The sequence below is a fragment of the Paenibacillus sp. Soil522 genome, from assembly GCF_001428245.1.
Taxonomy (GTDB): domain Bacteria; phylum Bacillota; class Bacilli; order Paenibacillales; family Paenibacillaceae; genus Pristimantibacillus.
On record NZ_LMRV01000030.1, the window covers coordinates 74,393 to 100,316 of the forward strand.

Genomic DNA, 25,924 nt, shown 5'->3' on the forward strand with positions numbered 1-25,924 from the left:
TCACACATTGGAAAGGGTTTCATGACTATAATGACACCCTTTTCAATATGTGAATTCAGGTTCATATTATCGATTGATTTGAGTGTACTATACCCAGAATTAAAAAGCAAGCGACGAGCTTAAATATATTTTCCCATTTTGCCCAGAACACGGCGACTCCCAATTATTCCATAGTTCGGAAATCGCCGCCCCTATTTTTATTTACGTTTTTTGCGGACAAAAGCAGCTGTAGCGTTTCCGCCGCCTCCGCCCTTCTTCTTCCGCTTGCTCTTTCCAAGGCCGCCGCCGCTGTCATCGGGGCTAGGAGAATCTGAGCTCCGGCCGCCATTAAACACACCGCTCTGCGACGTATTCTTCCGCTTCGCGCCACCGCTGCTATCGCTCCGCCGGTTCCCGGATGCTCCGCGGCCATTGCCGCCTGGCCCGCCGCTGCTGCGGATGGGCAGGCCCCACATATCCGTGCGCGCACCGCTGCCGCGCGGCTGCTCACTGCCTTGGCCCGGCGGCAAATCCGCCTCTTGCCCCGGCCCACGCTCCGCCGGCGCATTCCCGCCGTCGTTCACGCCACCCCTGCCGCGCCGCTTGCTTCGACCGCGATCGCTATCAGGTGCATCGAGCCGCCACGGATTCGCTTGCTCGACAATACCAATGCCGTCTCCGCCACGGTCCGCGCCTCCGCCGCCAAATCCACCCCGGCCAGCGCCGGCTTTGCCGCCTCGGCTTTTTCCGCCCGCGCCGGCACCTCGCTCGCTTCTTCCGCCTCGGCCGCCACTGCTATCTGCACCTTGCCTATTTCCGCCTTTGCCGCCTCTGCCGCGGTCTCCGAATCCACCTCGGGCGTCGCCGGGCTTGCCGCGCTTTTTACCGCCGTTAGCGCCATCGCTCGGTACTCCCTTATAGCCGCCGCGCGGCTTCATATCGACAAGCTCAAAGTCGATCGTATGCTCCGTCATGCTGACGCGTGTTACGCGAATCTTAACTTCATCGCCGATCCGGTACACCTTAGAAGTACGCTCTCCGACCAAAATCATATGCTGCTCGTGGAAATTGTAGTAATCATCCGACATATCGCTCAAACGAATCAAGCCCTCGACTGAATTATCCAATTCGATAAACATGCCAAAGCTCGTAACGCTGCTAATAATGCCTTCGAACTCTTCCCCAACCTTATCGAGCATGAACTCGCATTTTTTCAGCTGATCCGTATCGCGCTCCGCATCAACCGCCACCCGCTCGCGTTCCGATGATTGCTGCGCAATATCCGGCATCCGTGCAGAGAGCGCTTCATGGCGCGCTTCCGTCAATTGGCCGCCGCCATCCAGCACCTCGCGCATGACCCGGTGTATGACTAAATCGGGATAACGGCGGATCGGCGATGTAAAGTGTGAATAAAACTCAGCTGCCAGACCAAAATGCCCTAAGCTCTCCGCGTCGTATTTGGCCTGCTTCATCGAACGTAGCATAACGGTCGAAATAACGGTCGCTTCCTTCGTACCGCGAATTTCCTCCAGCAGCGTCTGCAATGCCTTCGGATGAACCGAATTGCCTTTACCCTTCACCACATAACCAAAATTCGCAGCAAACTGCACGAAATTGAGCAGCTTCTCTTGATTTGGGTCCTCATGGATCCGGTAAAGAAACGGAACGCGCAGCCAATGGAAATGCTCGGCTACCGTCTCATTCGCCACCAGCATGAATTCTTCAATAATTTGTTCGGCTACCGAACGTTCCCGTTTAATGATATCGACCGCTTTGCCGTTCTCATCAACGATGACCTTCGATTCCTGGAAGTCAAAATCGATTGCGCCGCGCTTCATCCGCTTCGAACGAAGATGCATAGCCAACTCTTCCATCATCCCGAACATATCAAGAAGGCCGGCATACCGCTCCTTGAGCTCCGTTTGCGGCTCTTCTTCCGTAGCCGTCAAAATATTCTTAACATTTGTATAAGTCATACGTTCTGTTGTACGGATCACGCTCGTAAACACATCATGGCGCACGCGCTTCAAGGAATTCGCATCAAATTCCATTTCGCAAGAGAGTGTTAGCCGGTCAACCTGCGGATTTAGGGAGCAAATGCCGTTCGACAAACGATGCGGCAGCATCGGAATGACGCGGTCAACCAAATAAACGCTGCACCCGCGCCTGTATGCTTCCTGGTCAAGCTCTGAATTTTCCTTCACATAGTAGCCGACATCCGCAATATGTACACCAAGCAAGTAGTTGCCATTCTCCAGCCGCTTTACATGCACCGCATCGTCAAGATCCTTTGCATCCTCGCCATCAATCGTTACGATAGTTTCACCGCGCAGGTCCCGTCTGCCCTGTTTTATAATTTCTTCGTCTGTGATGGAATCGGGCGCTGCTTCAGCCTCGCGCATTACTTCATCAGGAAAGCCCTCCGGCAGCTGATGCTTGCGAATAATCGACAAAATGTCGACGCCGGGATCATTCTTATGTCCTAAAATTTCGACAATTTCCCCCTCGGCAGCAGAACGGCCCTCAGGATACGACACAATTTTTACGACGACCTTTTGGCCGGTAACAGCTCCTTGATAGCCGCCCTTCGGTATGAAAATATCCCGGTTAATCCGTTTATCATCCGGAACGACGAAAGCGTACGCCTCATGATCCTCGAACGTTCCGACGATTTGCGTGACGGCACGCTCAACGATCCGGACAACCTCGCCCTCCATCCGTCCGCCATGCTCGCTTCTCGAAGTGACGCGAACGAGGATGATATCGCCGTTCATCGCGCTCTTCAAGTCATTCGCATGTAAATACACATCGCCATGATCCTTCTCATCCGGAATCAGGAAGCCAAAGCCCTTCGCATGCGATTGCAGCTTGCCCCGCAAAAGGTTCATTCGTTCCGGTACACCGTAATGATCATTTGGTGTTCGAATGATTTTCCCCTCATCCTCGAGCTTATTCAGCATTTTAAGGAAATCCTTGAACTCCGCTGCGTCTTCAATACCAAAATGCTTCTCAAGCTCCTGGTAATTCATCGGCTTATAAGCCGTCTCTCTCATAAAATCAAGCAGATCCTGCTCGTTAATGGCCATAATTGTTTTTCTCCTCGCAAACCTGTCCAAATACTATAGTGTCGCCTGCAACAGGTTGATAGATTATCATATAACATGTAGTATACACGAAATAGCTGTCGCGCATCCGCGAATATGATGAAAATACAAAAAAAGCGAGGAATATCCTCGCTTTCTGCATGTGTATCGGTTATTGTTTTACGAAGTAAGAAACAACAAGCGCCAATATGAAGAAGCCAACTGCAAGAACAACTGTCAAACGCTGCAAGAACAAATCCAAACCGCGCGCCTTCTGTTTGCCGAACAGGTGCTCAGCGCCGCCCGTAATAGCCCCGGACAAGCCTGCACTCTTACCCTTTTGCAGCAAAACGACAGCAATCAGGCCGACAGAAAATATAGCGAGCACGATCTTCAATAAGATTTCCATTTATTCCACCTCCAGCATAGGAGCTCCGTAAAAACACGTAAATTGAGTTTACCATAGCTGGGCGCTAATTACAATAGGACAACCCGCAGATCGGTCAATTACGAAAATCCATGCGCCTTCAAATATTGATAATTGTTTTACGAGCAAGCGTAAACGGCTGTCGCCGTCCTTTGGCGGCAACAACTCGTTTCGCGGTGAAATATAAGCTTATTTATAAATGTGAAACTTATAAATTCTTATATTTTAAAAAAAGAAGGGAATGCCCATAGGGCACACCCTTCTCGAAAAGCCGCTAACGCGTCTTATTAAACGTTTTTCAAGTTGTAAAATGCTTTTTTGCCTGCGTATTGAGCAGTCGAACCAAGCTGGTCCTCAATGCGAAGCAATTGGTTGTATTTAGCTACTCGATCCGTACGGGAAGGCGCGCCTGTTTTGATTTGTCCAGCGTTTGTAGCTACAGCGATATCAGCAATTGTGCTGTCTTCGCTCTCGCCGGAACGGTGGGAGATAACCGCTGTGTAACCAGCGCGTTTAGCCATTTCGATCGCATCGAATGTTTCAGTTAGCGTACCGATTTGGTTAACTTTAACGAGGATGGAGTTTCCTACGCCTTTATCGATACCATCGGACAGACGCTCAGTGTTTGTTACGAACAGATCGTCACCAACGAGCTGTACTTTGTTTCCAAGCTTTTCAGTAAGCAATTTCCAGCCATCCCAGTCATCTTCAGAGCAGCCGTCTTCGATTGTAAGGATTGGGTATTTGTCAACCCACGAAGCTAGCAAGTCAACGAACTCAGCAGGTGTAAACGATCTGCCTTCGCCTGCAAGCACGTATTTGCCGTCTTTGAAAAATTCAGTCGAAGCAACGTCCATACCGAGGAATACGTCAACGCCTGGCTTGTAGCCTGCGCGCTCGATAGCAGAGATGATTGTTGTAATGGCTTCTTCGTTGGAACCAAGGTTAGGAGCAAAGCCGCCTTCGTCGCCTACAGCTGTATTAAGATCTTTGTCATGCAATACAGCTTTCAGGTTGTGGAAAATTTCAGCGCCGATACGAAGCGCTTCTTTGAAGTTTTCTGCACCTACAGGAAGAACCATGAATTCTTGAACGTCGATGTTGTTGTCAGCGTGCTCGCCGCCATTGATGATGTTCATCATTGGAACTGGAAGCGTCTTAGCGTTGAATCCGCCAAGGTAAGTATAAAGAGGCACATCAAGCGCGTCAGCTGCTGCGCGGGCTACTGCCATCGAAACGGCCAAGATCGCGTTAGCGCCAAGCTTAGCTTTGTTCGGAGTACCGTCAAGCTCGATCATTTTACGGTCGATTGCTACTTGGTCAAGAGCATCCAAGCCAATGATTTCAGGAGCGATTTCCGTGTTAACATTTTCAACAGCTTTCAGAACGCCTTTACCAAGGTAACGGGATTTGTCGCCGTCACGAAGCTCAACAGCCTCGTAAGCGCCAGTGGAAGCACCGGATGGAACGATTGCACGGCCTTTGCCGCCGGACTCAAGAGAAACTTCTACTTCTACAGTTGGATTTCCGCGGGAATCCAGCACTTCGCGTGCGTATACATCAACGATAATTGACATGAGAAAAAACACTCCTTTAAATAGTTTTATTTGTTAATAAGTGTAACGCCAGTCATTTCTTCTGGTTTAGCCAGCTCAAGCAAATCAAGAACCGTCGGCGCGATATCGGCAAGAATGCCGCCTTCGCGAAGCGTCTCGCCTGCTCTCGTTACGATAAGAGGAACCGGGTTCGTCGTATGAGCCGTAAACGGACGGCCGTTCTCGTCGAATACCATATCAGCATTACCGTGGTCAGCCGTAATAATGCAGACGCCGCCTTTGGCAAGCACAGCTTCCACTACTTTACCAAGACATTCATCCGTAGCTTCAACCGCTTTGATCGTTGGCTCCAGCATGCCGGAGTGGCCCACCATATCAGGGTTAGCGAAGTTTAAAATGATTACGTCATGCTTGTCTGATTCAATTTCGCGCACAGTCGACTCGGCAAGCTCATACGCGCTCATTTCCGGCTGCAGATCGTACGTTGCGACCTTAGGGGAATTGATAAGCACGCGAGTTTCACCCGGAAGGTCTGCATCACGTCCGCCGCTGAAGAAAAACGTTACGTGCGGATATTTTTCTGTTTCTGCTGTACGCAGTTGCGTCTTGTTGTTTTGTACGAGCACTTCACCAAGCGTATTATCAAGGTTCTTTGGTGAATACGCAACGAATCCGCCAACGGTTTCACTGAATAGCGTCAGGCAGACGAAATACAGGTTAACCGGATGGTTCTCTCCACGGTCAAAGCCGCGGAAATCCTCGTTCGTAAACACTTGCGACAATTGAATCGCACGGTCAGGACGGAAATTAAAGAATATAACGGCGTCCTCGGATTCCACAAGACCGACAGGCTTGTTTTCTCCGTCTACAATAACCGTTGGCATAACGAATTCATCATAAACCGATTTCTCGTAGGATTCAACTACTGCTTTTACCGGATCGATATATTTAGGACCTTCGCCGTATACCATAGCGCGGTAGGACTTCTCCACACGCTCCCAGCGTTTGTCGCGGTCCATTGCATAGTAGCGGCCTTGTACCGTCGCTATGCGGCCGACGCCAACTTCTTCGATTTTCGCTTGCAAACGCTCCAGGTAGCCCTTCGCGCTGTCCGGGGACACGTCGCGTCCATCTAGAAATGCATGGATATACACTTCCTCAAGCTCTTCCTTCTTCGCCAGATCAAGCAAAGCGAACAAGTGCTCAATATGGCTGTGTACACCGCCGTCTGACAGCAAGCCGTACAGATGAAGCTTTTTGTTATTTGTTTTCACATGACGAACAGCGCCAAGAATGGTTTCATTCTCGTAAAACTCGCCGTCACGGATCGATTTGCTGATCCGGGTTAAGTCCTGATACACGATTCGGCCTGCGCCGATGTTCAAGTGGCCAACCTCGGAGTTGCCCATCTGACCTTCAGGCAAACCAACCGCTTCACCGGATGCCGTAAGCGTCGTATGGGGGTATGTCGACCAGTAACGGTCGTAGTTCGGCTTGTTTGCCTGTGCAACGGCATTGCCCGTCACATCATCGCGCAAGCCGAAGCCGTCAAGAATAATCAGCGCTACAGGTTTTGGTGCAGCCATCTTACTTGGCCCCCTCGACCAGTGCAATATAGGATGCAGGCTCAAGGCTGGCGCCGCCTACAAGTGCGCCGTCGATGTCGGCTTGACCCAAGTACTCAGCTACATTATTAGGCTTCACGCTGCCGCCGTATTGGATACGAACAGCATCTGCAGTCGCTTGATCATAAAGACCTGCAACAACGCTGCGGATGTAACCGATCACGTCTTGTGCATCCTCGGAAGTTGACGATTTGCCAGTTCCAATTGCCCAGATTGGCTCGTATGCAATGACGACTTCAGCCGCTTGTGCCGCGGAAACGCCTTGGAAAGCCGCTTCTGTTTGCACTTTACATACATCCTTCGTTTGTCCTGCTTCACGCTCTTCCAGCTTCTCGCCTACGCAGACGATCGGCAGCAAGCCGTTTTTAAACGAAGCGTGAACTTTCTTGTTTACGATCTCGTCCGACTCCGCAAAATAAGCGCGGCGCTCGGAATGACCGATAATAACATATTTCACGCCAAGATCCTTCAGCATAACGCCGCTGATTTCACCTGTAAATGCGCCGTTGTCTTCAAAGTGAACGTTTTGCGCTCCGATTGCGATTGAAGTGCCCTTTGCTGCTTCTACAAGCGCCGGAAGCGCCGTGAAAGGCGCGCAGATCACGCTCTCTACACCGTCAACCTCAGCCTTGCCTTTAACTTCGGTGAAAAATGTTACAGCCTCGGATACCGTTTTGAACATTTTCCAGTTACCTGCAATAATCGGTTTTCTAGTACTCATGCGTAAACCTCCTCGTTTGATTCATTTATGGTAAAGCTATTATTTATCGTTAAGCGCTACAACGCCAGGAAGAACTTTACCTTCCATAAACTCTAGGGAAGCGCCGCCGCCTGTAGAGATGAAATCCATTTTGTCAGCCAGTCCGAATTTCTCAGCTGCTGCAGCCGAATCGCCGCCGCCGATTACCGTGTAGCCAGTTGTTTCAGCACATGCTTGAGCAACCGCTATCGTACCATGCGCAAAAGGCTCAATTTCGAATACGCCCATTGGTCCGTTCCATACGACCAGCTTGGAGTTTTTGATCACGTTAGCATAAAGCTCACGCGTTTTAGGTCCGATGTCGATGCCTTCCCAATCAGCAGGGATGCCGTCAACGTCAACGATTTGCGTGTTGGCATTCGCGCTGAAATCGTCCGTTACAACAACATCAACCGGGATTAAGAAGTTTTTGCCGAGCTTCTTCGCTTTTTCTATGAACTCAAGCGCCAAATCAAGCTTGCTGTTATCAACAAGTGATTTGCCGATTTCATGGCCTTGTGCTTTGAAGAAAGTATAAGACAAGCCGCCGCCGATAATCACATTGTCTGCAATTTCCAACATTTTGTCGATAACCGCGATTTTGTCTTTTACTTTGGAACCGCCAACGATTGCTGTGAAAGGACGCTCTGGGTTGTTAAGCGCCTTGCCCAGCACCTCAAGCTCTCTCTCCATAAGCAGACCCGATACAGCCGGCAGGATATGCGCAATGCCTTCAGTCGATGCGTGAGCGCGGTGTGCGGCGCCGAATGCGTCGTTAACGAACAGATCAGCTAGCTTAGCGAAAGCTTTCGCCAGTTCCGGATCATTCTTCTCTTCGCCTTCGTAGAAACGCACGTTTTCAAGCAGCAGCACATCTCCGTTGTTAAGTGCCGCAACTTGCGCTTCAACCGTTTCGCCGATTGCTTCGTTCGCTTTCGTTACCTGCTTGCCGAGCAGCTCGGACAGACGCACTGCGGAAGCCGTGTGACGAAGCTCTTCGACTACTTGACCATTCGGGCGGCCCAAGTGGCTTGCAAGAATAACTTTAGCGCCTTTTTCAATCAAGAAGTTGATCGTAGGAAGCGTTTCACGAATTCGTTTGTCATCCGTAATTTTACCGTCCTCGAGCGGCACGTTGAAATCAACGCGAACAAATACCCGTTTACCAGCTAGTTCTGCTACATCACGTACACTTTTCTTATTCATCAATGAAACCTCCCGGAAAATTGTTATGGAAAGGTATAAATATAAGACTACAAAAAAAAGAAGGGCGCTCCTTCAAAGAAGAAACGCCCCCATGATTCACGACTCCTAGAAGCCGCAAATCAAGGACTTTAGCTCCGCATGCGCGAGAGGCCAAAGTCCGTCCGCCTTCTTTGCTTACAGACCTTTGCTTGCAATGTAAGCAGCAAGATCAACTACGCGGTTCGAGTAGCCCCACTCGTTGTCATACCAGGAAATAACTTTAACCATGTTGCCTTCAACAACCATAGTCGAAAGACCGTCGATTGTGGAGGAAGCAGGGTCACTATTGTAGTCGCTCGATACAAGCGGCAATTCGTTGTAGTTCAAGATGCCTTTAAGCGGGCCTTCAGCAGCCGCTTTGAAAGCAGCGTTAACTTCTTCAACCGTTACGTCAACTTTAAGCTCAGCTACAAGGTCAGTTACGGATACGTTAGGCGTAGGAACGCGCATTGCCATACCGTTCAATTTGCCTTTAAGCTCAGGCAATACAAGGGAAACAGCTTTCGCAGCGCCAGTGGACGAAGGAATGATGTTTTCTGCAGCAGCACGAGCACGGCGAAGGTCTTTATGAGGAACGTCAAGAACGGATTGATCGTTCGTGTAGGAGTGAGTAGTTGTCATCATACCTTTAACGATTCCGAAGTTGTCGTTCAATACTTTTGCGAAAGGAGCAAGGCAGTTTGTTGTGCAAGAAGCGTTGGAAATAATGGTATGTGCCGCAGGGTCGTATTTGTCTTCGTTAACGCCGATAACTACTGTAATATCTTCGTTCGTTGCTGGAGCGGAGATGATAACTTTTTTAGCGCCGCCTTGCAAGTGAAGCTCAGCTTTTTCTTTAGCTGTGAAAATACCAGTTGATTCAACTACGATTTCTACGCCAACGGATCCCCATGGAAGGTCTGCAGGGTTGCGCTCTGCGAATACTTTGATTTCGCGTCCGTTTACGATAAGCGCGCCTTCTTTTGCTTCAACAGTACCGTCTAGTTGACCGTGTGTTGTGTCGTATTTCAGAAGATGTGCCAGTGTTGCCGTGTCTGTAAGATCGTTTACTGCCACGATTTGAACATCAGGATTGTTCAATGCTGCACGGAATACGTTACGGCCGATGCGACCAAAACCATTAATACCAACTTTAACCATTTTTTATTTCCTCCTAAGCGTTTTTAAAAGATTAATATATATATTTCAAGATGTTTTGCTGCGGACATAGCTAGCCCACTTGCAAATCATCATGATTCCTCATTGCTTGTTGCTGCTTAATCCTTCTCTAGCTCGATCAAGGCGACAATTTCCAGTGCTGCCGCTTCATCGGTAATGAGCACGTCATTGTGTCCAAAGCGCATAATCGCCGCTATAGCCTCGCCTTTGCTCTTGCCGCCGGCTATGCCTATAACAACTTCAGTTTTAACAATATCCTCGAGTCGTAACCCTACCGTCTGCATTTTGTGCACGACAGCGCCTTTGCGGTCAAAATAAAATCCGAACGACTCTGCAAGCGCACCTTCAGCTTCCATAGCGTCGATGATCTCACGGTCCAGCCGTCTGCGTCTTGCCATTACGATAGCATCCCCGATTCCGTGTACAACGATGCGGGCACTGCGAATGACATCCACAACTTCCCGAATATTGGGCTCCTGCATAATGGACGCGAACGCTTCCTCGCCTAGATGATCCGGTACGTGCAGAAGCCTGTACTGCGCTCCTGTGCGCTTCGCCATCATGGAAGCAATGGTATTGGCTTGATAATCCAAGCTCTCGCCAAGTCCGCCCCTAGCTGGTACAAAAAAATTCGTCTTCAGCTGCGTGGAACTGGATATTTGATTCGAAAGCTGCGCAATTGTCGTTCCGCCAGTAACCGCCACAACGTCATTAGGCTGCATTACCTTAGTGAGCACCTGACATCCCGCACGGCCCAGCTCCCGCTTCGTCTGAGCGGAGACTTCAGAATCGCCGGCTACAATAATGACCTGCGACAGTCCGTAATGGCTGCGTATTCTTTCCTCCAGCTCGGATAGTCCGAACATGGTCTTGTAGAAAGGCTCAAGCTGTTCTAATAAAAACTTGCCTGAATCGCTAATTCGCATGCCCCCTGAATGGATCTCGAGCAGTCCTTGCGTTTTCAGAAAATCGGTCTCCGCCCGAAGCACCCGCTCCGTCATCGATAATGCCGACGCCAACGTTCGACGCCCGATTAAATCCGACAGCATTACCTGGTGCAGAATCGAATACCGTTTCTTCATGACATCGAGCAGATCCGGCACAAGCTGCTGCTGCAGTTCAACGATCTGACGCATCTCTCATCCTTCACTCCATCGGCCTACAGCGTATTCGGTTTAAATATGCTGGACTCATTATGTCCCACATCTCCATTTCAAGTCCCACCTTTATTTTATCGGAAATATTTAATTGAAGCAATAGCCGTTTTTCATTTGAAAACGGTTTCCGTCACATTTTTCACAAAATTAATTTTTGAATTGATCTTGCTTTCACAACTATAATAGCATATAATAAATTTTGCGACTATTTTCAAATATAAGATGGTATAGGTTTCAATCTAAATTAGGCTTATATTACATCGTAAAACGTTAGCCTAACCATCAAGGATGGCTTTAGCCGTTTATGATTGTGCGCCCGTGGTCCAATGGATATGACGCAGCCCTCCGAAGGCTGAGATCTAGGTTCGATTCCTTGCGGGCGCGCCACAACACTTCCTAGCCTTTTAAGCTCGCAACTCCTATCATGATACATACTAACCGTTCCTATACGCTGGAACGGTTTTTTTATTTCGATTAAAGGACTCGTTTGACTATCTTTGACTTTTGACTTTTCATCCGTTATTATGAGAATACGATTTAACCATTCATTGTTTTGAGGAGGGGGCTTACGTTGGATATGAATTTCGTTCCTATGGTTATTGAGCAAAACAATCGGGGTGAGCGTGCGTATGACATTTACTCTCGCCTATTGAAAGATCGCATTATTTTTCTAGGATCAGGTGTAAATGACGTGGTGGCCAACTCCATCATTGCTCAATTGCTTTTCCTGGCTGCAGACGATCCTGAGAAAGACATTTCACTTTATATTAACAGCCCAGGCGGTTCGATTACGGCAGGCATGGCTATCTACGATACGATGCAATACATTAAACCGGACGTGTCCACTATTTGTGTCGGCATGGCCGCTTCCATGGGTGCCTTCCTGCTAACTGCAGGCGCTATAGGTAAACGATACGCGCTTCCAAACAGCGAAGTAATGATTCACCAGCCGCTCGGCGGCGCAGAAGGTCAAGCAAGCGATATCGCTATTCGCGCGAAACGCATCCTGGGTATGCGCGACAAGCTGAACGGCATCTTGGCAGAGCGCAGCGGACAGCCGCTTGAGCGCATCGAGAAAGATACCGACCGCGATTACTTCATGAGCGCGGAAGAAGCGAGAGCATACGGTCTTGTCGATAAGGTTATTGAGAAGCTGGCATAATCGCTTATAGAAACTTAAAGCAAAAAAAGAGCAGGCCGGAGACAACTCCAGGCCTGCTCTTTTTTTGCTCAATTATACAAGCTCTAATGCGCCTCACACACAAAAAAAAGAGCTGCCGCCGCAAGCTCTATGCGAACCTGCGTGACTTCTCCCCTTCTGCATTATTGGTTTTCCAGCTCTTCTTTGCTTACCAAAGCGACTAAAGCGTTTACAGCCTGTTCTGCATCCGAACCCTCTGCACTTATGGATACTTCAGTGCCAGAACTGATTGCTAAGCTCATTATACCCATAATGGATTTAGCGTTCACTTTTTTGTCATCTTTCTCTACAAATACCTCGGAGGAAAATTTGTTCGCTTCTTGTACGAATAATGCTGCAGGTCTTGCATGAAGTCCCGTCTTAAGACGAACTACTACCGGAAGCCTTGTCATGGAAACCATACCCCCTATATTTTACTCAATCATTAGCATGCGGCACTAGCGTAACGGCTCTATTTGCCGTCTTCTGGCTGCAAAAGCTCGTTTTCCAAATTCATCTTGAATTATTATATCATTATACCAGCTGATGCACTAGGATGAAAGCTCACACGCCGCGGATTTTTTCCGCAAGCTCGTCAATTTTGCGCAAACGGTGATTTACGCCTGATTTACTGACCTTGCCACCCAGCATTTCGCCAACCTCTGTCAGATTCATATCGGGATGCTGCAGCCTAATTTCGGCAACCTCCTTCAATTTATCAGGCAGGCTATCCAGCCCTACTTCACGCTGCAGCAACTTAATGTTCTCAATCTGACGAACAGCCGCTCCGATCGTTTTGTTCAGATTAGCCGTTTCGCAATTGACGATCCGGTTTACTGAGTTACGCATGTCGCGCATAATTCGAACATCCTCAAACTTGAACAAAGCTTGATGCGCACCGATAATATTGAGAAGCTCGATAATTTTCTCGCCCTCTTTGATGTAGAAGATAAAACCCTTTTTCCGTTCAATGCATCTGGCGTTTAGATCGAATTTGTTCGCAAGGTCAACGAGCGCCTCGCAATGCTCTTGGTACATCGAATAAATTTCCAGATGGTAAGAAGAGCCTTCCGGATTGTTGACGGATCCGCCTGCAAGGAAAGCGCCGCGCAAATACGAGCGTTTGCAGCAGGGCTTGCGAACGATGTCCTTGTCGATGCCAAGGTTGAACATAAAGCCTTCGGATACAATTTTAAGCTCGCTCAATATCTCCTGTACCCCGGCCGGGATACGGACAATATAGACATTATTTTTTTTGAGCCTCATCTTTTTGCGGACGAGCAGCTCAACGTGCACCTCAAAATACTTTTTGAGCAGGGAATAAATTCTTCTGGCAATCGCTGCATTTTCCGTTGAGATGTCCAAAACGACTTTGCGGCTGGATACGCTAACTGAACCATTCATCCGTATGAGCGCGGATAGCTCCGCTCTCTCACAACAGCCGTCCGCTTCAATTAATGTTAGCTCCTTCTTCGTATGCGCCGCAAATGACATGATGTATCACCTCTTTCGTAACATCCAATTCTCAACTAATTTATATATATGATGGCTTAAACGTTCGGCATCATGCCGCAAAAAAGTACGGAATAAAACAAGCCGGTCCGCAATGACCTCATAACCCTTTTGGGTCACCGCATCCAAATCCAAATGAACCGCTTTCGCGCCCATCTCTGCGTATTTGCTTTCGATTTGCGGCGGAATCTCGCCATCATTCACAATCACGTAGTCAAATAAATGATGGCCGATATGAGCATGAATCGCGTCCAAATGATCGCCTACCGAATAATTATCAGTCTCTCCTGGCTGCGTCATAACATTACATACAAACAGCTTTACCGCTTTCGAATCCACGATCGCATTCGCAAGCTTCGGAACTAATAGATTCGGAATAATACTTGTATATAAGCTGCCAGGTCCGATTAAAATGGCGTCTGCCTGCTCAATCGCTTCAACAGCCTCCTGAAGCGGCTCCACATCGATCGGCTCCAAAAACACCCGCTTAATTACCTTGCCCGCCTTTGGGATCATTGATTCTCCGGTGACAATCGATCCGTCGGTCATTTCCGCTTTAAGCACAATCGCCCGGCCCGCTGCCGGAAGCACCCGCCCCCGAACGGCGAGAACGCGGCTTAGCTCGCGAATGCCGGTGACAAAGTCGCCGGATATATCGGTCATCGCCGCGAGCATAAGGTTACCAAGACTATGCCCTGCAAGTCCCGGAACTGATTTGAAACGGTACTGAAGCACCTCGGTTAGCAATGGCTCTGCATCGGCTAAAGCCATAAGCACGTTGCGAATATCGCCGGGCGGAGGAATCTGAAGCTCGTTGCGTAAAATACCCGAGCTGCCGCCATCATCGGCTACCGTAACGATAGCCGTAATATCAAGCGGCTTCTCCTTAAGCCCTCGAAGCATGACGGAGAGACCTGTACCGCCGCCAATGACGACGATCTTCGGGCGTCTCATTATCTTGTGTCTATTCTGCATTCTCTCACCCCGTCAATGCTTGTCACGTTCGGCATCGCGATGGCTGACACGCACTCGTTCCGTATCACTGCTGCCGAGCATGCGTCCCAAATATTCAGAAATCGCAACGGAACGATGCTTTCCTCCGGTACAGCCAATACCGATAACCACCTGGCTTTTTCCTTCCTTGCGGTAGAGCGGAATAAGGAATTGCAGCATGTCTAGCAGCTTCGTTAAAAACTGCTGTGTTTCAGGCCATTTCATTACGTAATCGAATACATCCGGGTTTTGACCGGTATTCGGGCGTAAATGCTCAACATAATGCGGATTAGGCAGAAAGCGAACGTCATAGATAAGGTCGGCATCAATCGGAATGCCGTATTTAAAGCCGAAGGAGGTTACGTTTATCGACAGGCTGTTCTGTTCCAAATTCGTGAAGTGTGTAATAATACGTTCCTTCAAATGAGCCGGCTTCAAAATGCTCGTATCAATGACCTGTGATGCCCAGCCCTTTAAATCCTCAAGCAGACGACGCTCATTACGAATGCCCTCAAGCGGCATTCCCTCCGGCGCCAACGGGTGACGGCGGCGGCTTTCCTTATAGCGCTGAACAAGCACAGAGTCGGTTGCATCCAAAAACAATATTTCGCAGCTGATCGTGTAATGCTCTTTGATGTAAGCTAACGATTCGGACAGCGCCGTAAAAAATTCACGCCCGCGCAAATCGATAACGAGCGCCACATTTCCGATTTTACCGTTCGACTGCTCAATCAGCTCCGCAAATTTAGGGATAAGAACGGGTGGCAAATTATCTACGCAGAAGAAACCGAGATCCTCCAGGCTTTGGACAGCAATGGTCTTGCCCGCGCCAGACATCCCGGTTATAATGACAAGCTTCGCTACTGTTGCTGCCTTTTCCATGAATAAACCTCCTAAAGACTTTGCGGATGCAAAGTCACTTCGTAAGGATACGCTTAGACTTTGCGGATGCAAAGTCACTTCGTAAGGATTAACCTAACAGACTACCCTCTTAGAATAAGACCAGCCGCGCCTACCACGCCAGCGTTGTTGCCGAGCGTTGCTGCAACGATTTTCACATTTTCTTTCGCTTGATCCTGAGTATACTTCTCGAATACTTCACGAATTTGGTCGAATAGGAAATCTCCCGCTTTCGACACGCCGCCGCCAATAATGAAATATTGCGGATTCAACACGATCGCGATCATCGCCAGCGATTTACCCAAATAATAAGCAGCGCGATTGACGATGCGGGTTGCTACTTCATCTCCCGCTTTCGCAGCATCAAGAACGTCCTTTGCCATAATATTTTCTACCTGCGAGAGCGACGTACGATCGCCGCGCTCCACAGCGTCTTTCGCCATACGGATAATGCCCGTTGCCGAAGATACCGTTTCCAAGCAGCCCATCTTACCGCATCCGCACCCAATAGCTTCAAGATCAGGCACGATTGCCATATGGCCCAGCTCGCCCGCCATTCCCATGTAACCTTCAACGATTTTACCATCTATAATAATGCCGCCGCCTACGCCTGTTCCGAGCGTGTAGCATACGCAGTGCGCGATGCCTCTACCCGCTCCGCCCCAAGCTTCACCTAGTGCGGCAACATTCGCATCATTATTGACCTTAACCGTCTTGTTAAGCTCCTGCTCCAAATAACCCTTCAAATTGACATTTTCAATTTTCAGGTTTGGCGCAAATTTCACAATGCCGTTCGGAATGTCCAGGAATCCGGCAATACCAACGCCTACCCCGTCAACCTGCTCCCAATCATAGTCCGATTCAACTACGATTTGCTGTGCATATTTCGCAATATTTTGAAGGATAGTGTCCGTTCCTTTGCTCGCCTCAGTCGGCCCTTCATACGTTTGGAGCAATTGTCCATCCGTATTACAAATGCCTACCTTAATAGCAGTACCGCCGACATCGACCCCAACGTAAATCTTTTCAGACATCACTAGTCCACCTCATCAATATGTTAATCTTCTCTGTAACACTATAAGCGACCTTCATCCTCCGGTCAAGATAGCGGAATACAGGGAAATCGAGCGCTACGGCTAATGAAAAGGCTATACCGTCAAGCATATCGCTCTGCAGGTATAGCCCCCCCTTCTGTATCTTATGCTGCTGCTCACTATGATTAAACCGATTTGCTCCAATCATGTGTAACGGCGCCTTCTAAAAATCTTTCGCAATCCAGTGCAGCCATACAACCGCTGCCTGCTGCTGTAATCGCTTGACGGTATTTGCTGTCTTGAACATCGCCGCATGCGAATACGCCCGGTACATTCGTTTCGGAGGTGCCCGGTTTCACTTGAATGTAACCATGTTCGTCAGTATCGATTTGACCCGCAAGAAATTTCGTGTTCGGCGTATGGCCGATCGCTATGAAGATACCGTCTGTTGCAATGACATTCTCTTCGCCCGTTGCGTTGTCGCGAACCTTAAGTCCGGTAACGCCCATTCCGCTTGCAACGACCTCAACCGGAGTGCGGTTCAGGCTCCAGCTAATTTTCTCATTCTCGCGAGCGCGGTCCTGCATAATTTTTGAAGCACGAAGCTCGTCACGGCGGTTAACGAGCTCAACGTTCGTTGCAAAACGCGTCAGGAATCCGGCTTCTTCCATCGCGGAGTCGCCGCCGCCTACTACGATGATTTTCTTGCCCCGGAAGAAGAAACCGTCGCAAGTTGCGCATGTGCTTACGCCGCGTCCAACATTTTCTTTCTCCCCTGGAATGCCGAGGTATTTAGCCGAAGCTCCGGTAGAGATAATAATGCTCTCTCCTACCAGCTCTCCGTGACCTTCCACTTGAAGCTTAAACGGACGCTCTGACATATCCACGCTATTCACCCAACCGGTGATAAACTTAGCGCCGAAGCGCTCCGCTTGTTTACGCATATTTTCCATGAGCTCAGGGCCCATGATGCCTTCCGGAAAACCGGGAAAGTTCTCAACCTCTGTCGTTGTCGTGAGCTGTCCACCCGGTTCAGGACCTTCAATAATGAGCGGGTTCATGTTGGCGCGGGCCAAATAGATAGCCGCTGTAAGCCCTGCCGGGCCGGTACCGATAATAATGGATTTGTACATCACATTCACCTCGTAAAAGTTTATTCATCCTGCAATTCCTGTGTAGTGAAGACGGAGCTTATCGATCTCATCTTTTCTTTAATGCCGCATACCTCGTCAATTAACTTGACGTTCTTGCTTACGGTAGCGATCGATGTGCCGTAACGTATCGATACCTCATGATACGAAATCGCCCGCCGATGCATCTTAGCTGTCAAATATTCTAACGCGGCTGCCCAGCCCTCCGGCTTTGTCAGCTTCGGAACGTCCGGGTACACCCGCGACAAAAACTCTACCCATAAGGTCATCAAATCATGCTGCTGAACCAAATCGTATTGCTTGCTCATGCGGCTCAGCGCCATTTCAACAACAGCCTGCCATTTATCTTCCCACACTGGCAGTCTCGAGGGTACTCGATTCGGTTCGATCACCGTTTCTTTCCCTTCCAGCACGACACGTAAAGACTCTTGAACGCCCATCGTTCGCAATACGAAGATGGCTATGCGCTTTAAGTAATCATCCTCGTCCTGTTCCAGCAGGAAAGTCTGCAGCACATCCTTCACTTCACTGTCGGCAATCATGCCGAGCGCTTGAATGACCTGCAGCTTCGTATGCTGGTCGCCATGGCGCAGAGCCCAGAAAAACGACGACCGCACAAGCGGATCGCGCTTGAGATGATCGGGAATGCCGTCCGAAGACTTCTCCCATAGCTTAAACTGCTCCTCAAACGGCAAATGGTAGTGGTAGCTTATAGATCCCGTCTGCTGCCCGCTACGGACGAGCTCAAGCTGTTCCATATAATAATGGGGAATCCCCGATGTCGGATCAAGCTTAATCGTCTGCTTCCACAGCCGCTCAGCTTCCTGAAAACGCCCGATATTGCATGCAGCGACAGCCGCATAATGATACAGACTAGGATCCTGATGCAGCTCAGAGTCCTTAAGCAGCCTAATAAAGTGTTTATAAGCAGCTCCATGCTCTCCTAAGATGCCCATTGTAGTTGCCAGTTTAAACACATGCTCCTGATGGAACGGTGCCGTCTTCGTAAGCAGTTCAACGAGCGGCTTCAAGCTTTGTTCGTCATTCTTATGCTGGTAGAAAATGGCAAGATTGCAAAGCGCATGCAAATTGCCGGATTCGATCTCGAGCACCTCTTGAATGGTATCCATCGCCTTATCGAACATGCCCATATAATAATAAGCTAACGCCAAATTGTTGCGCGCAGCCAGAAAATCCGGTTGGCCCTCGATGATTTTTTCCAATATGCGCACGGCCTCGGTGAATTTGCCTTCCTCAAGAAGCGTCCGGGCCAAGTCATGCTCGACCATGCCTTCACGCGATTTAATGTTCGTCAGACGCGTAGGGCGCTCCAGCTCAAAATGCAGCAAATCCATCATATCTTCCGCTTCGTCGAGAAACTGCCCTTCCGAATCCTCTTCCAAATATCGGATCAGCGAGCTCTCGGCCGCTTCGTACTGCTCCATATTGGCAAAATTGTTCGCCATATAGAAATGGCATTCCGTCATCGTCGGATCGATCTCATCCACAATCCAGCCTAAGATCCGGTTCGATTCCTCATAGTTCCCCAATTCAGAAAGAATGCCGGCCATATTGCAATGGTTTACCGGATTGTCCGGCTCGTATTCTACGGCGCGACGAAAATATTTAAGTGCCTTGTCATAATGGAATCGATCAAGCGACCGAACCGCACGTTCGAAAAAAAACGTGGCGTCCCATTGAATCGGTATGACTTTCGTCTGTTGATCTACGGCAACACGTTTCTTCCCTTTCACTGGCAAGGCACCTCCCGTTACTTCCGATTTTCTACGATTATACCATAGCCCTACCCATCAGAACACGAAAGAATATGTGGCAAAATCGCGGACGGCAAATACACCGCCCGCGATTTCCCGCGGCAATACTATTCAATTCGCATGTTAAGCATCGTTCAGACGCTTATACGCCACTGCTTTTGAACAAGGTGCTGATGGATCCGCCTTCCAAAATAATGCGGGTAGCTTCCGCAAGCAGCGGCGCAACCGAGAGCACTTTGAAGCGTTCCGGCGTCGATTCCGGCAACTTGATGGAGTCCGTAACGATAACTTCTTTAATATTTGGATGATCTAAACGCTCAATGGCCGAGCCGGAGAATAACGGGTGCGTAGCGCATACGTAAACATCTTCAGCGCCGCGCTCCTTCAAGCTTTCCACAACGTTGATAATCGTAGATCCCGTGTCGATCAGATCCTCGATGATAATCGGAGTCTGGCCTTCGACATCACCGATTACGTGTGTGATAACCGATTCATTGTGCGCAGGGCGTTTCTTGATCATGATCGCAAATGATGTATCCAAGTAGTTCGCCAGCTTCTCTGCAGTAGAAGCGCGGCCTGCATCCGGCGATACGACAACCGGGTTCTTGATGTTTTTGGACTTCAAATAATCGCTGATCAAATCAAGCGCAGTCATATGATCGACCGGAATGTTGAAAAAGCCTTGAATGGCTGGAGCATGCAGGTCGATAGTGATTACGCGGTTCGCTCCAACTGTAGTGAGCACATCCGCCAGCATTTTCGCTGAAATTGGCTCCCTTGGTGCTGCTTTACGCTCCTGACGCGCATAACCGTAATACGGCATAATGATGTTGACCGTTCTTGCGGAAGCACGCTTCGCTGCATCAATCATGACAAGCAATTCGACAAAATGCTCGTTGATCGGATGCGAGAATGATTGCACGAGGAAGACATCGCAATTCCGAATCGTTTCCTCGTAATGCACGTAAATCTCACCGCTTTTGAAACGGGACATCTTGATCTCGCCTAGCGTCAGACCAAGCTCTGCACTAATTTTCTGAGCCAATACCGGATTAGACGAACCCGAAAAAATACGCACCTTGTCGCTTAACATGATACCCTCCTGAGCGTTAAAACCAATTAATTTTACGGAACTTGTAGTCGTCCTTGCCAGATCATTCGACAAGGCTTATCTGATCATCTATATTATACATGGATTTTACCATATTTCAAAAATCAATCATCACTAATTTTCGACAATTAAATGTCGCCAGCTGCGAATATCCGACATCTTTCAACAATGCGTACGCTTGATCCAAATATTGGCCCAGCCTTTCGGGCTGATGAGCATCCGATCCCACCGTCAGCGGAATACCTAATTGCCGCGCATATGCCAGCATTCTGCGGCTCGGGAACATCTCTGCGGCAGGCGTGCGGAGTCCGGATGCATTAAGCTCGATTGCAAGCCCGTGCCGCTTAACCGCATCCAGCGCAGCATTTTCCAAATGCGTAACATCGCCCTCCGGCTGGAAGCCGAAACGCTTGATCACGTCAATATGCCCGATATAATCATAGAAACCGGTTGCAGCCGCTTTGCCGATCGCATCATAGTATTGCTCATATACAGCCATGCGGTCGCGGCCGTCCCAGCCCCCCGTTTGCCGGAAATCCGTAATGTCCCATTCGCCGAGAAAATGTACGGAGCCGATAACGTAATCCCAAGGATAAGCATTCACGATCGCTGCGATCTGCTCCTCGCAGCCTTCGATATAATCGCCTTCAAGTCCGACGCGGATGTCGATTTGCCCTTTATACTTCTGCTTAAGCTCAAGGCATTCCTCCACATAACGCGGAAGCTCATCCATCGGCATCGCCATTTCCGGATAATAAGCGGCCGGATCAACATGGAGCAGCGGCATATGGTCGGAGAGGCCGAGCTGCACGAGTCCTATCTCAATTCCCTTCCGTACATATTCCTCTAGTTCGCCGACGGCATGACCGCAGCGGGCATGGTGGGTATGGTAATCGATAAACATGTGCATACCGGCCTTTCTAAGGAAATTTATAAACAAGCTTCCATTATCTCATTTTGTTCGTGGTTGGTTTGCCGTGACGGCTGTTGATTTCACTGATTACATCATCCAGAGGCAGCCCGCGCTCGCGGAGCAATACCATCAGATGAAAAATAAGATCGCCGACTTCGCTGCGAAGCTCGTCGTTATCTTGATTTTTCGAAGCTATGATGACCTCGGACGCTTCCTCGCCAACCTTTTTCAAAATTTTATCTACGCCTTTATCGAACAAGTAGGATGTATAAGAGCCCTCCGGGCGCTCTGCATAACGCTCGGCGATAATGCTCTCCAGCTGCCCAAGCGCAGCGAACCGGTCTGCAGAAGCCGCCGCGGCTTCTGAGGATGCGGCTGTATTTCCGTTCATCTCAACCGGATTAAAGAAACAGCTGTAACGTCCTGTGTGGCAAGCCGGCCCCTTTTGCTCTACCTTAACGAGCAGCGTGTCGCCGTCGCAGTCATAAGCCATCGAGACGATGCGCTGCGTATGGCCGCTTGTTGCCCCTTTGTTCCAAAGCTCATTCCGCGAACGGCTCCAAAACCAGGTAACGCCGGATTCCACGGAAAGCTGAAGCGACTCTTTGCTCATGTAAGCCATCATCAACACTTCTTTGCTCTGCGCATCCTGCACGATGGCTGGTACTAGCCCAGCGTCATCCCATTTCATTTTTAAGGTAAGCTCGCTCTGGCTCAATTCCGTCATCGTACCTCTACTCCCTTCAACCGCAAGTCGTCCTTCACTTCGCGGATCGTCATTTCTTTATAGTGAAAAATCGTAGCCGCCAGCGCCGCATCCGCATGAGCCTGCTGGAATACATCGTTAAAGTGCTCAATTCTTCCCGCTCCGCCTGACGCGATAACCGGAATGCCCAGTGAGTCCGATACCGCCTGCGTGAGCTTAATGTCAAAGCCGTCCTTGGTGCCGTCCGCATCCATACTCGTCAGCAAAATTTCGCCTGCGCCAAGACGCTCCGCTTTGCGCGCCCATTCCAGCGCCTTAATGCCGGTTGTCTTGCGTCCGCCGTGCGTGTAAACCTCCCACTCGCCCCACTCGGCATTGAACTTGGCGTCAATCGCCACCACGATGCACTGCGAGCCGAACTTGCGTGAGCCCTCCTGCACGAGCGCCGGGTTTAAAACAGCCGCCGTGTTAATGCCGATTTTGTCCGCGCCTGCGCGGAGCAGCCGCTTCATGTCGTCAACATGGGAAATTCCGCCGCCTACCGTAAACGGAATCGTAATTTCTCCTGCCGTCCGCTTGACGACCTCTATCATCGTGACGCGTCCTTCGACGGAAGCCGATATATCCAAAAATACAAGCTCATCAGCGCCCTCCTGGTCATAGGTGGCCGCCAGCTCGACTGGATCGCCCGCATCCCGCAGGTTCACGAAGTTAACGCCTTTCACAACGCGGCCATCTTTCACGTCGAGACACGGAATGATACGTTTCGCCAGCATGTTGCCCTCTCCTTTATGCCCGTTTAGCCGAGCTTAATCTATATATCCGATGTTACTCGGTAATGCTCGATATTACTTTAAAAACTAAGAGCGTTCGCTGCTTGTCAGCGCAAGGAAATTGCCGAGCAGCTGCATGCCGAGCTCACCGCTCTTCTCCGGGTGGAACTGCATACCGTACACATTGCCGCGGCCGACAATCGCCGTTACTTGCTGGTAATAGTCCGTCGTTGCCAAAAGGTCGGAGGCCAGCTCCGGCTTCGCATGGAATGAATGCACGAAATAGACATGCCCCTCCGTCAAACCGTTAAACAGCGGCGACTGCTCCTGCAGAAACGACAGCTTGTTCCAGCCCATATGCGGGATTTTATAATCGCCGGCAAATCGAACGACCTTGCCCGGCAGCAGATTTAATCCCTCATTCGTGCCATATTCCTCGCTTTGGCTGAAGAGCAGCTGCATGCCAAGGCATATACCGAGCATCGGCTTGCCGGAGGCCGCATATGCTTTTGCCACCTCGTCCAGCTTCGTTTCGCGCAGGTTTTGCATCGCATCCCCAAAAGCGCCAACGCCCGGAAGGATGGCTCCGTCTGCTCCCGCGATCGTTTGCGGGTCGGCCGTAATAACCGCTTCGTAGCCAAGACGCTCGACCGCTTTGCTTACGCTGTGCAAATTGCCCATGCCGTAATCAATAATCGCGATCATGCTACAGCACTCCCTTCGTCGAAGGCACTCCTTGCACGCGGGGATCAATGCTTGTTGCTTCATCCAGCGCACGTCCGAGCGCCTTAAACACCGCTTCAATCATGTGATGCGTATTTATGCCGTAGTGTACGATTACATGCAGCGTAATGCGCGATTCAAGCGCCAGCTTCCACAGAAACTCATGAACAAGCTCCGTTGAGAAGCTGCCTACCTGAGCCGACGGATATTCTGCGCGGTATTCAAAGTGCGGACGGTTGCTGACGTCGATAATAACCTGTGCAAGCGCCTCGTCCATAGGGACGAATACGCTGGCGTAACGCTTGATGCCGCGTTTGTCGCCGAGTGACTCGCGAAGCGTCTGACCGATGCAAATTCCGATGTCCTCCACTGTATGGTGGTCATCGATATCGATATCGCCGCGCGCTTCTACCTCCAGATTGAATTGGCCATGCTTCGTAAACAAATCAAGCATATGGTTAAGGAAAGGCACATCCGTATCAATCTTCGTCTCGCCTGTTCCATCTACTGCAAATTTAAGCTTAATATCCGTCTCGTTGGTTTTACGTTCTACCGATGCTTCGCGTACCCGATTTTCCGACATTTCCATTCCCTCTTCCTACAATTTATTAATGGCTTCTATTGTTGTTTCCTCAGCTGATTCATTAGTTAGCGGTAAAAAGGGGCTCTATACGTTGATTAGTGGTTACAGTTATTGAAATAACGGCCGTTCATGGCCTTATTTAGGTATAGCTTGTTCCTAGCAGCCCATTAACCGGAGCATAGCGCCCCTTTTTACCGTTATATTGACGTTCATTTGCCATATGACTCAAATAAAGGACAAAATGTCCCTTATTGCTAATTCAATACCATAAAGGCATGCCAAGCTGCATTGTTCATTGCGCTGCGACCGTGTTACCCGCGTTCCTTCTCAAGGCGAATCTCGATCGCGCGAGCATGTCCTTCAAGTCCTTCATGGCGCGCCAGCGTCATGATTTTGTCGCCGTTCGCAAGCAGCGCTTCTTTGCTGTAGTAGATTAGGCTCGATTTCTTCAAGAAATCGTCGACGTTCACCGGCGATGAGAAGCGAGCTGTCCCATTTGTCGGGATGATGTGATTCGGACCTGCAAAATAGTCCCCCACCGGCTCCGAGCTGTATGGCCCGAGGAAAATTGCGCCGGCATTCTGAATGTAACCGAGCAGACGCATCGGATCGACCGTCAGCACCTCAAGGTGCTCAGGCGCCAGCTGATTGATAACGTCGATACCCGCTTCAAGTGAATCAACGAGCAGAACAGCGCCGTAGCTGTCGATGGAGCTGCGGGCAATTTCTTGGCGCGGCAGCGTGGAAAGCTGACGCTCGACCTCCGCAGCGACCGCTTCCGCAAGCTGCTGCGACGGCGTAATGAGAATCGCCGATGACATCTCATCGTGCTCTGCCTGCGACAGCAGATCCGCGGCTACATAAGCGGGATCGGCAGAATCGTCAGCAAGCACGACGATTTCGCTTGGCCCGGCGATGCTGTCGATATCGACGGCACCGAATACGGCGCGCTTAGCCAGCGCCACGTAAATGTTGCCCGGTCCGCAAATTTTATCGACCGGAGCAATGCTGGCCGTGCCGTACGCAAGCGCGGCAATGGCTTGAGCGCCGCCGACCCGGTACATCTCCTTGACGCCCGCTTCTGCGGCGGCAACGAGTATATACGGGTCGATGCCCGCTTTGCCGCCGGTTGCAGGCGGCGTCACCATCACGATCTCCGGCACGCCGGCTACCTGTGCCGGAATTACATTCATCAGCACGGACGACGGATAAGCCGCCTTGCCTCCGGGCACGTATACGCCGACCCGCTTCAGCGGCCGCATAATTTGCCCGAGCAGCGTGCCGTCCTGCTGCAGATCCATCCACGAGGTCCGCATTTGCTTCTCGTGGAATAAGCGGACATTCACGGCCGCCTCGCGAATGGCCGTGAGAAAATCGGCGTCGATAAGATCATACGCCGCCTCAATTTCCTCCTGTGTCACGCGCAGCGACGCCGCATCCAGCTTAACGCGGTCATGCTGCTCCGTATACCTAAGCAGCGCCGCGTCCCCCTCGGCCTTCACGTCTGCAACGATCCGCAGGGCCGTTTCATTTTGCTCCGGTGTGCCATACTCCACCTCGCGCTTCAAACCAAACTGCTCCGCTCGCATGATGCGCATATT

At 50.0% G+C, this 25,924-nt stretch carries 24 protein-coding genes and 1 tRNA gene; 2 read left to right on the top strand and 23 right to left on the bottom strand.

Annotated features, from left to right (window positions below; translation table 11 throughout):
- Positions 1-197: 197 nt before the first annotated feature.
- From rnr to ASG81_RS07410, 8 genes are all read right to left on the bottom strand, one after another.
- Entirely contained in the window at positions 198-3,065 is a 2,868-nt protein-coding gene (gene rnr, locus ASG81_RS07375; protein ID WP_056631245.1) for a ribonuclease R, read from the bottom strand.
- 169 nt (positions 3,066-3,234) lie between these two features.
- Complete coding sequence (secG, locus tag ASG81_RS07380; protein WP_056631248.1) at positions 3,235-3,471, bottom strand: preprotein translocase subunit SecG; 237 nt, start codon at positions 3,469-3,471, stop codon at positions 3,235-3,237.
- A 305-nt stretch (positions 3,472-3,776) separates the two neighbouring features.
- Positions 3,777-5,066 carry a phosphopyruvate hydratase gene (gene eno, locus ASG81_RS07385; protein WP_056631251.1) on the bottom strand — a complete coding sequence of 430 codons (1,290 nt, stop codon included), beginning with the start codon at positions 5,064-5,066 and terminating at the stop codon, positions 3,777-3,779.
- A 26-nt stretch (positions 5,067-5,092) separates the two neighbouring features.
- Positions 5,093-6,631: a 2,3-bisphosphoglycerate-independent phosphoglycerate mutase gene (gene gpmI, locus ASG81_RS07390; protein ID WP_056631253.1), complete on the bottom strand. Its 1,539-nt coding sequence runs from the start codon at positions 6,629-6,631 to the stop codon at positions 5,093-5,095.
- Position 6,632: 1 nt separating this feature from the next.
- Complete coding sequence (tpiA, locus tag ASG81_RS07395; RefSeq protein ID WP_056631256.1) at positions 6,633-7,391, bottom strand: triose-phosphate isomerase; 759 nt, start codon at positions 7,389-7,391, stop codon at positions 6,633-6,635.
- Between the two features lie 39 nt (positions 7,392-7,430).
- Positions 7,431-8,615, bottom strand: a complete 1,185-nt coding sequence (locus ASG81_RS07400) for a phosphoglycerate kinase (RefSeq protein ID WP_056631259.1) — start codon at positions 8,613-8,615, stop codon at positions 7,431-7,433.
- 174 nt (positions 8,616-8,789) lie between these two features.
- Positions 8,790-9,794 carry a type I glyceraldehyde-3-phosphate dehydrogenase gene (gene gap / locus ASG81_RS07405; RefSeq protein ID WP_056631262.1) on the bottom strand — a complete coding sequence of 335 codons (1,005 nt, stop codon included), beginning with the start codon at positions 9,792-9,794 and terminating at the stop codon, positions 8,790-8,792.
- 116 nt (positions 9,795-9,910) lie between these two features.
- Positions 9,911-10,948 carry a sugar-binding transcriptional regulator gene (locus ASG81_RS07410; RefSeq protein WP_056631264.1) on the bottom strand — a complete coding sequence of 346 codons (1,038 nt, stop codon included), beginning with the start codon at positions 10,946-10,948 and terminating at the stop codon, positions 9,911-9,913.
- A 333-nt stretch (positions 10,949-11,281) separates the two neighbouring features.
- On the opposite strand from ASG81_RS07410, the gene ASG81_RS07415 reads away from it, so the two are divergent.
- Together ASG81_RS07415 and clpP are read left to right on the top strand one after the other, a co-directional pair.
- Positions 11,282-11,356: transfer RNA gene (locus tag ASG81_RS07415), tRNA-Arg, on the top strand.
- Between the two features lie 190 nt (positions 11,357-11,546).
- A complete protein-coding gene (clpP, locus tag ASG81_RS07420) occupies positions 11,547-12,131 on the top strand; it encodes an ATP-dependent Clp endopeptidase proteolytic subunit ClpP (RefSeq protein ID WP_200961447.1) in 585 nt (194 codons plus the stop codon).
- A 161-nt stretch (positions 12,132-12,292) separates the two neighbouring features.
- Here the strand turns inward: clpP and ASG81_RS07425 are convergent, their stop codons facing one another.
- The 15 genes from ASG81_RS07425 to hisD all read right to left on the bottom strand — a co-directional run bounded on the left by ASG81_RS07425 (position 12,293) and on the right by hisD (position 25,921).
- Positions 12,293-12,562 carry an HPr family phosphocarrier protein gene (locus tag ASG81_RS07425; protein WP_028609180.1) on the bottom strand — a complete coding sequence of 90 codons (270 nt, stop codon included), beginning with the start codon at positions 12,560-12,562 and terminating at the stop codon, positions 12,293-12,295.
- Between the two features lie 151 nt (positions 12,563-12,713).
- Positions 12,714-13,643 (bottom strand): DNA-binding protein WhiA, encoded by a 930-nt coding sequence (gene whiA, locus ASG81_RS07430; protein WP_056631270.1) that lies wholly within the window; start codon positions 13,641-13,643, stop codon positions 12,714-12,716.
- A gap of 6 nt (positions 13,644-13,649) precedes the next feature.
- Positions 13,650-14,636: a gluconeogenesis factor YvcK family protein gene (locus tag ASG81_RS07435; protein ID WP_056631273.1), complete on the bottom strand. Its 987-nt coding sequence runs from the start codon at positions 14,634-14,636 to the stop codon at positions 13,650-13,652.
- 12 nt (positions 14,637-14,648) lie between these two features.
- A complete protein-coding gene (gene rapZ / locus ASG81_RS07440; RefSeq protein WP_056631276.1) occupies positions 14,649-15,536 on the bottom strand; it encodes an RNase adapter RapZ in 888 nt (295 codons plus the stop codon).
- A gap of 101 nt (positions 15,537-15,637) precedes the next feature.
- Positions 15,638-16,588: an ROK family glucokinase gene (locus ASG81_RS07445; protein ID WP_056631280.1), complete on the bottom strand. Its 951-nt coding sequence runs from the start codon at positions 16,586-16,588 to the stop codon at positions 15,638-15,640.
- Positions 16,581-16,796: a hypothetical protein gene (locus ASG81_RS07450; protein ID WP_056631281.1), complete on the bottom strand. Its 216-nt coding sequence runs from the start codon at positions 16,794-16,796 to the stop codon at positions 16,581-16,583. The genes ASG81_RS07445 and ASG81_RS07450 overlap by 8 nt, the downstream gene beginning before the upstream one ends.
- The gene (trxB, locus tag ASG81_RS07455; RefSeq protein WP_056631284.1) at positions 16,774-17,721 is read right to left on the bottom strand and encodes a thioredoxin-disulfide reductase; all 948 of its coding nucleotides are present in this window, start codon (positions 17,719-17,721) and stop codon (positions 16,774-16,776) included. The genes ASG81_RS07450 and trxB overlap by 23 nt, the downstream gene beginning before the upstream one ends.
- A gap of 20 nt (positions 17,722-17,741) precedes the next feature.
- Entirely contained in the window at positions 17,742-19,493 is a 1,752-nt protein-coding gene (locus ASG81_RS07460; RefSeq protein WP_056631287.1) for a tetratricopeptide repeat protein, read from the bottom strand.
- Positions 19,494-19,656: 163 nt separating this feature from the next.
- Positions 19,657-20,607, bottom strand: a complete 951-nt coding sequence (locus ASG81_RS07465) for a ribose-phosphate diphosphokinase (protein WP_056631289.1) — start codon at positions 20,605-20,607, stop codon at positions 19,657-19,659.
- A 115-nt stretch (positions 20,608-20,722) separates the two neighbouring features.
- Entirely contained in the window at positions 20,723-21,529 is an 807-nt protein-coding gene (gene hisJ, locus ASG81_RS07470; RefSeq protein WP_056631347.1) for a histidinol-phosphatase HisJ, read from the bottom strand.
- Between the two features lie 43 nt (positions 21,530-21,572).
- On the bottom strand, positions 21,573-22,265 hold the full coding sequence (gene hisIE, locus ASG81_RS07475) for a bifunctional phosphoribosyl-AMP cyclohydrolase/phosphoribosyl-ATP diphosphatase HisIE (protein WP_056631291.1): 693 nt from the start codon (positions 22,263-22,265) through the stop codon (positions 21,573-21,575).
- Complete coding sequence (gene hisF / locus ASG81_RS07480; RefSeq protein WP_056631294.1) at positions 22,262-23,020, bottom strand: imidazole glycerol phosphate synthase subunit HisF; 759 nt, start codon at positions 23,018-23,020, stop codon at positions 22,262-22,264. The genes hisIE and hisF overlap by 4 nt, the downstream gene beginning before the upstream one ends.
- Before the next feature lie 84 nt (positions 23,021-23,104).
- A complete protein-coding gene (gene hisH, locus ASG81_RS07485; protein ID WP_056631297.1) occupies positions 23,105-23,722 on the bottom strand; it encodes an imidazole glycerol phosphate synthase subunit HisH in 618 nt (205 codons plus the stop codon).
- Between the two features lies 1 nt (position 23,723).
- Positions 23,724-24,323 (bottom strand): imidazoleglycerol-phosphate dehydratase HisB, encoded by a 600-nt coding sequence (gene hisB / locus ASG81_RS07490; RefSeq protein ID WP_155971308.1) that lies wholly within the window; start codon positions 24,321-24,323, stop codon positions 23,724-23,726.
- 311 nt (positions 24,324-24,634) lie between these two features.
- Entirely contained in the window at positions 24,635-25,921 is a 1,287-nt protein-coding gene (hisD, locus tag ASG81_RS07495) for a histidinol dehydrogenase (RefSeq protein WP_056631301.1), read from the bottom strand.
- Between the last annotated feature and the right edge of the window lie 3 nt (positions 25,922-25,924).

Excerpts from the sequence above, each read along its gene's own strand:
- rnr (WP_056631245.1), bottom strand. The coding sequence starts at position 3,065 with ATGGCCATTAACGAGCAGGATCTGCTTGATTTTATGAGAGAGACGGCT.
- secG (WP_056631248.1), bottom strand. The coding sequence starts at position 3,471 with ATGGAAATCTTATTGAAGATCGTGCTCGCTATATTTTCTGTCGGCCTG.
- eno (WP_056631251.1), bottom strand. The coding sequence starts at position 5,066 with ATGTCAATTATCGTTGATGTATACGCACGCGAAGTGCTGGATTCCCGC.
- gpmI (WP_056631253.1), bottom strand. The coding sequence starts at position 6,631 with ATGGCTGCACCAAAACCTGTAGCGCTGATTATTCTTGACGGCTTCGGC.
- tpiA (WP_056631256.1), bottom strand. The coding sequence starts at position 7,391 with ATGAGTACTAGAAAACCGATTATTGCAGGTAACTGGAAAATGTTCAAA.
- ASG81_RS07400 (WP_056631259.1), bottom strand. The coding sequence starts at position 8,615 with ATGAATAAGAAAAGTGTACGTGATGTAGCAGAACTAGCTGGTAAACGG.
- gap (WP_056631262.1), bottom strand. The coding sequence starts at position 9,794 with ATGGTTAAAGTTGGTATTAATGGTTTTGGTCGCATCGGCCGTAACGTA.
- ASG81_RS07410 (WP_056631264.1), bottom strand. The coding sequence starts at position 10,948 with ATGCGTCAGATCGTTGAACTGCAGCAGCAGCTTGTGCCGGATCTGCTC.
- clpP (WP_200961447.1), top strand. The coding sequence starts at position 11,547 with ATGAATTTCGTTCCTATGGTTATTGAGCAAAACAATCGGGGTGAGCGT.
- ASG81_RS07425 (WP_028609180.1), bottom strand. The coding sequence starts at position 12,562 with ATGACAAGGCTTCCGGTAGTAGTTCGTCTTAAGACGGGACTTCATGCA.
- whiA (WP_056631270.1), bottom strand. The coding sequence starts at position 13,643 with ATGTCATTTGCGGCGCATACGAAGAAGGAGCTAACATTAATTGAAGCG.
- ASG81_RS07435 (WP_056631273.1), bottom strand. The coding sequence starts at position 14,636 with ATGCAGAATAGACACAAGATAATGAGACGCCCGAAGATCGTCGTCATT.
- rapZ (WP_056631276.1), bottom strand. The coding sequence starts at position 15,536 with ATGGAAAAGGCAGCAACAGTAGCGAAGCTTGTCATTATAACCGGGATG.
- ASG81_RS07445 (WP_056631280.1), bottom strand. The coding sequence starts at position 16,588 with ATGTCTGAAAAGATTTACGTTGGGGTCGATGTCGGCGGTACTGCTATT.
- ASG81_RS07450 (WP_056631281.1), bottom strand. The coding sequence starts at position 16,796 with ATGATTGGAGCAAATCGGTTTAATCATAGTGAGCAGCAGCATAAGATA.
- trxB (WP_056631284.1), bottom strand. The coding sequence starts at position 17,721 with ATGTACAAATCCATTATTATCGGTACCGGCCCGGCAGGGCTTACAGCG.
- ASG81_RS07465 (WP_056631289.1), bottom strand. The coding sequence starts at position 20,607 with ATGTTAAGCGACAAGGTGCGTATTTTTTCGGGTTCGTCTAATCCGGTA.
- hisJ (WP_056631347.1), bottom strand. The coding sequence starts at position 21,529 with ATGTTTATCGATTACCATACCCACCATGCCCGCTGCGGTCATGCCGTC.
- hisIE (WP_056631291.1), bottom strand. The coding sequence starts at position 22,265 with ATGACGGAATTGAGCCAGAGCGAGCTTACCTTAAAAATGAAATGGGAT.
- hisF (WP_056631294.1), bottom strand. The coding sequence starts at position 23,020 with ATGCTGGCGAAACGTATCATTCCGTGTCTCGACGTGAAAGATGGCCGC.
- hisH (WP_056631297.1), bottom strand. The coding sequence starts at position 23,722 with ATGATCGCGATTATTGATTACGGCATGGGCAATTTGCACAGCGTAAGC.
- hisB (WP_155971308.1), bottom strand. The coding sequence starts at position 24,323 with ATGTCGGAAAATCGGGTACGCGAAGCATCGGTAGAACGTAAAACCAAC.
- hisD (WP_056631301.1), bottom strand. The coding sequence starts at position 25,921 with ATGCGCATCATGCGAGCGGAGCAGTTTGGTTTGAAGCGCGAGGTGGAG.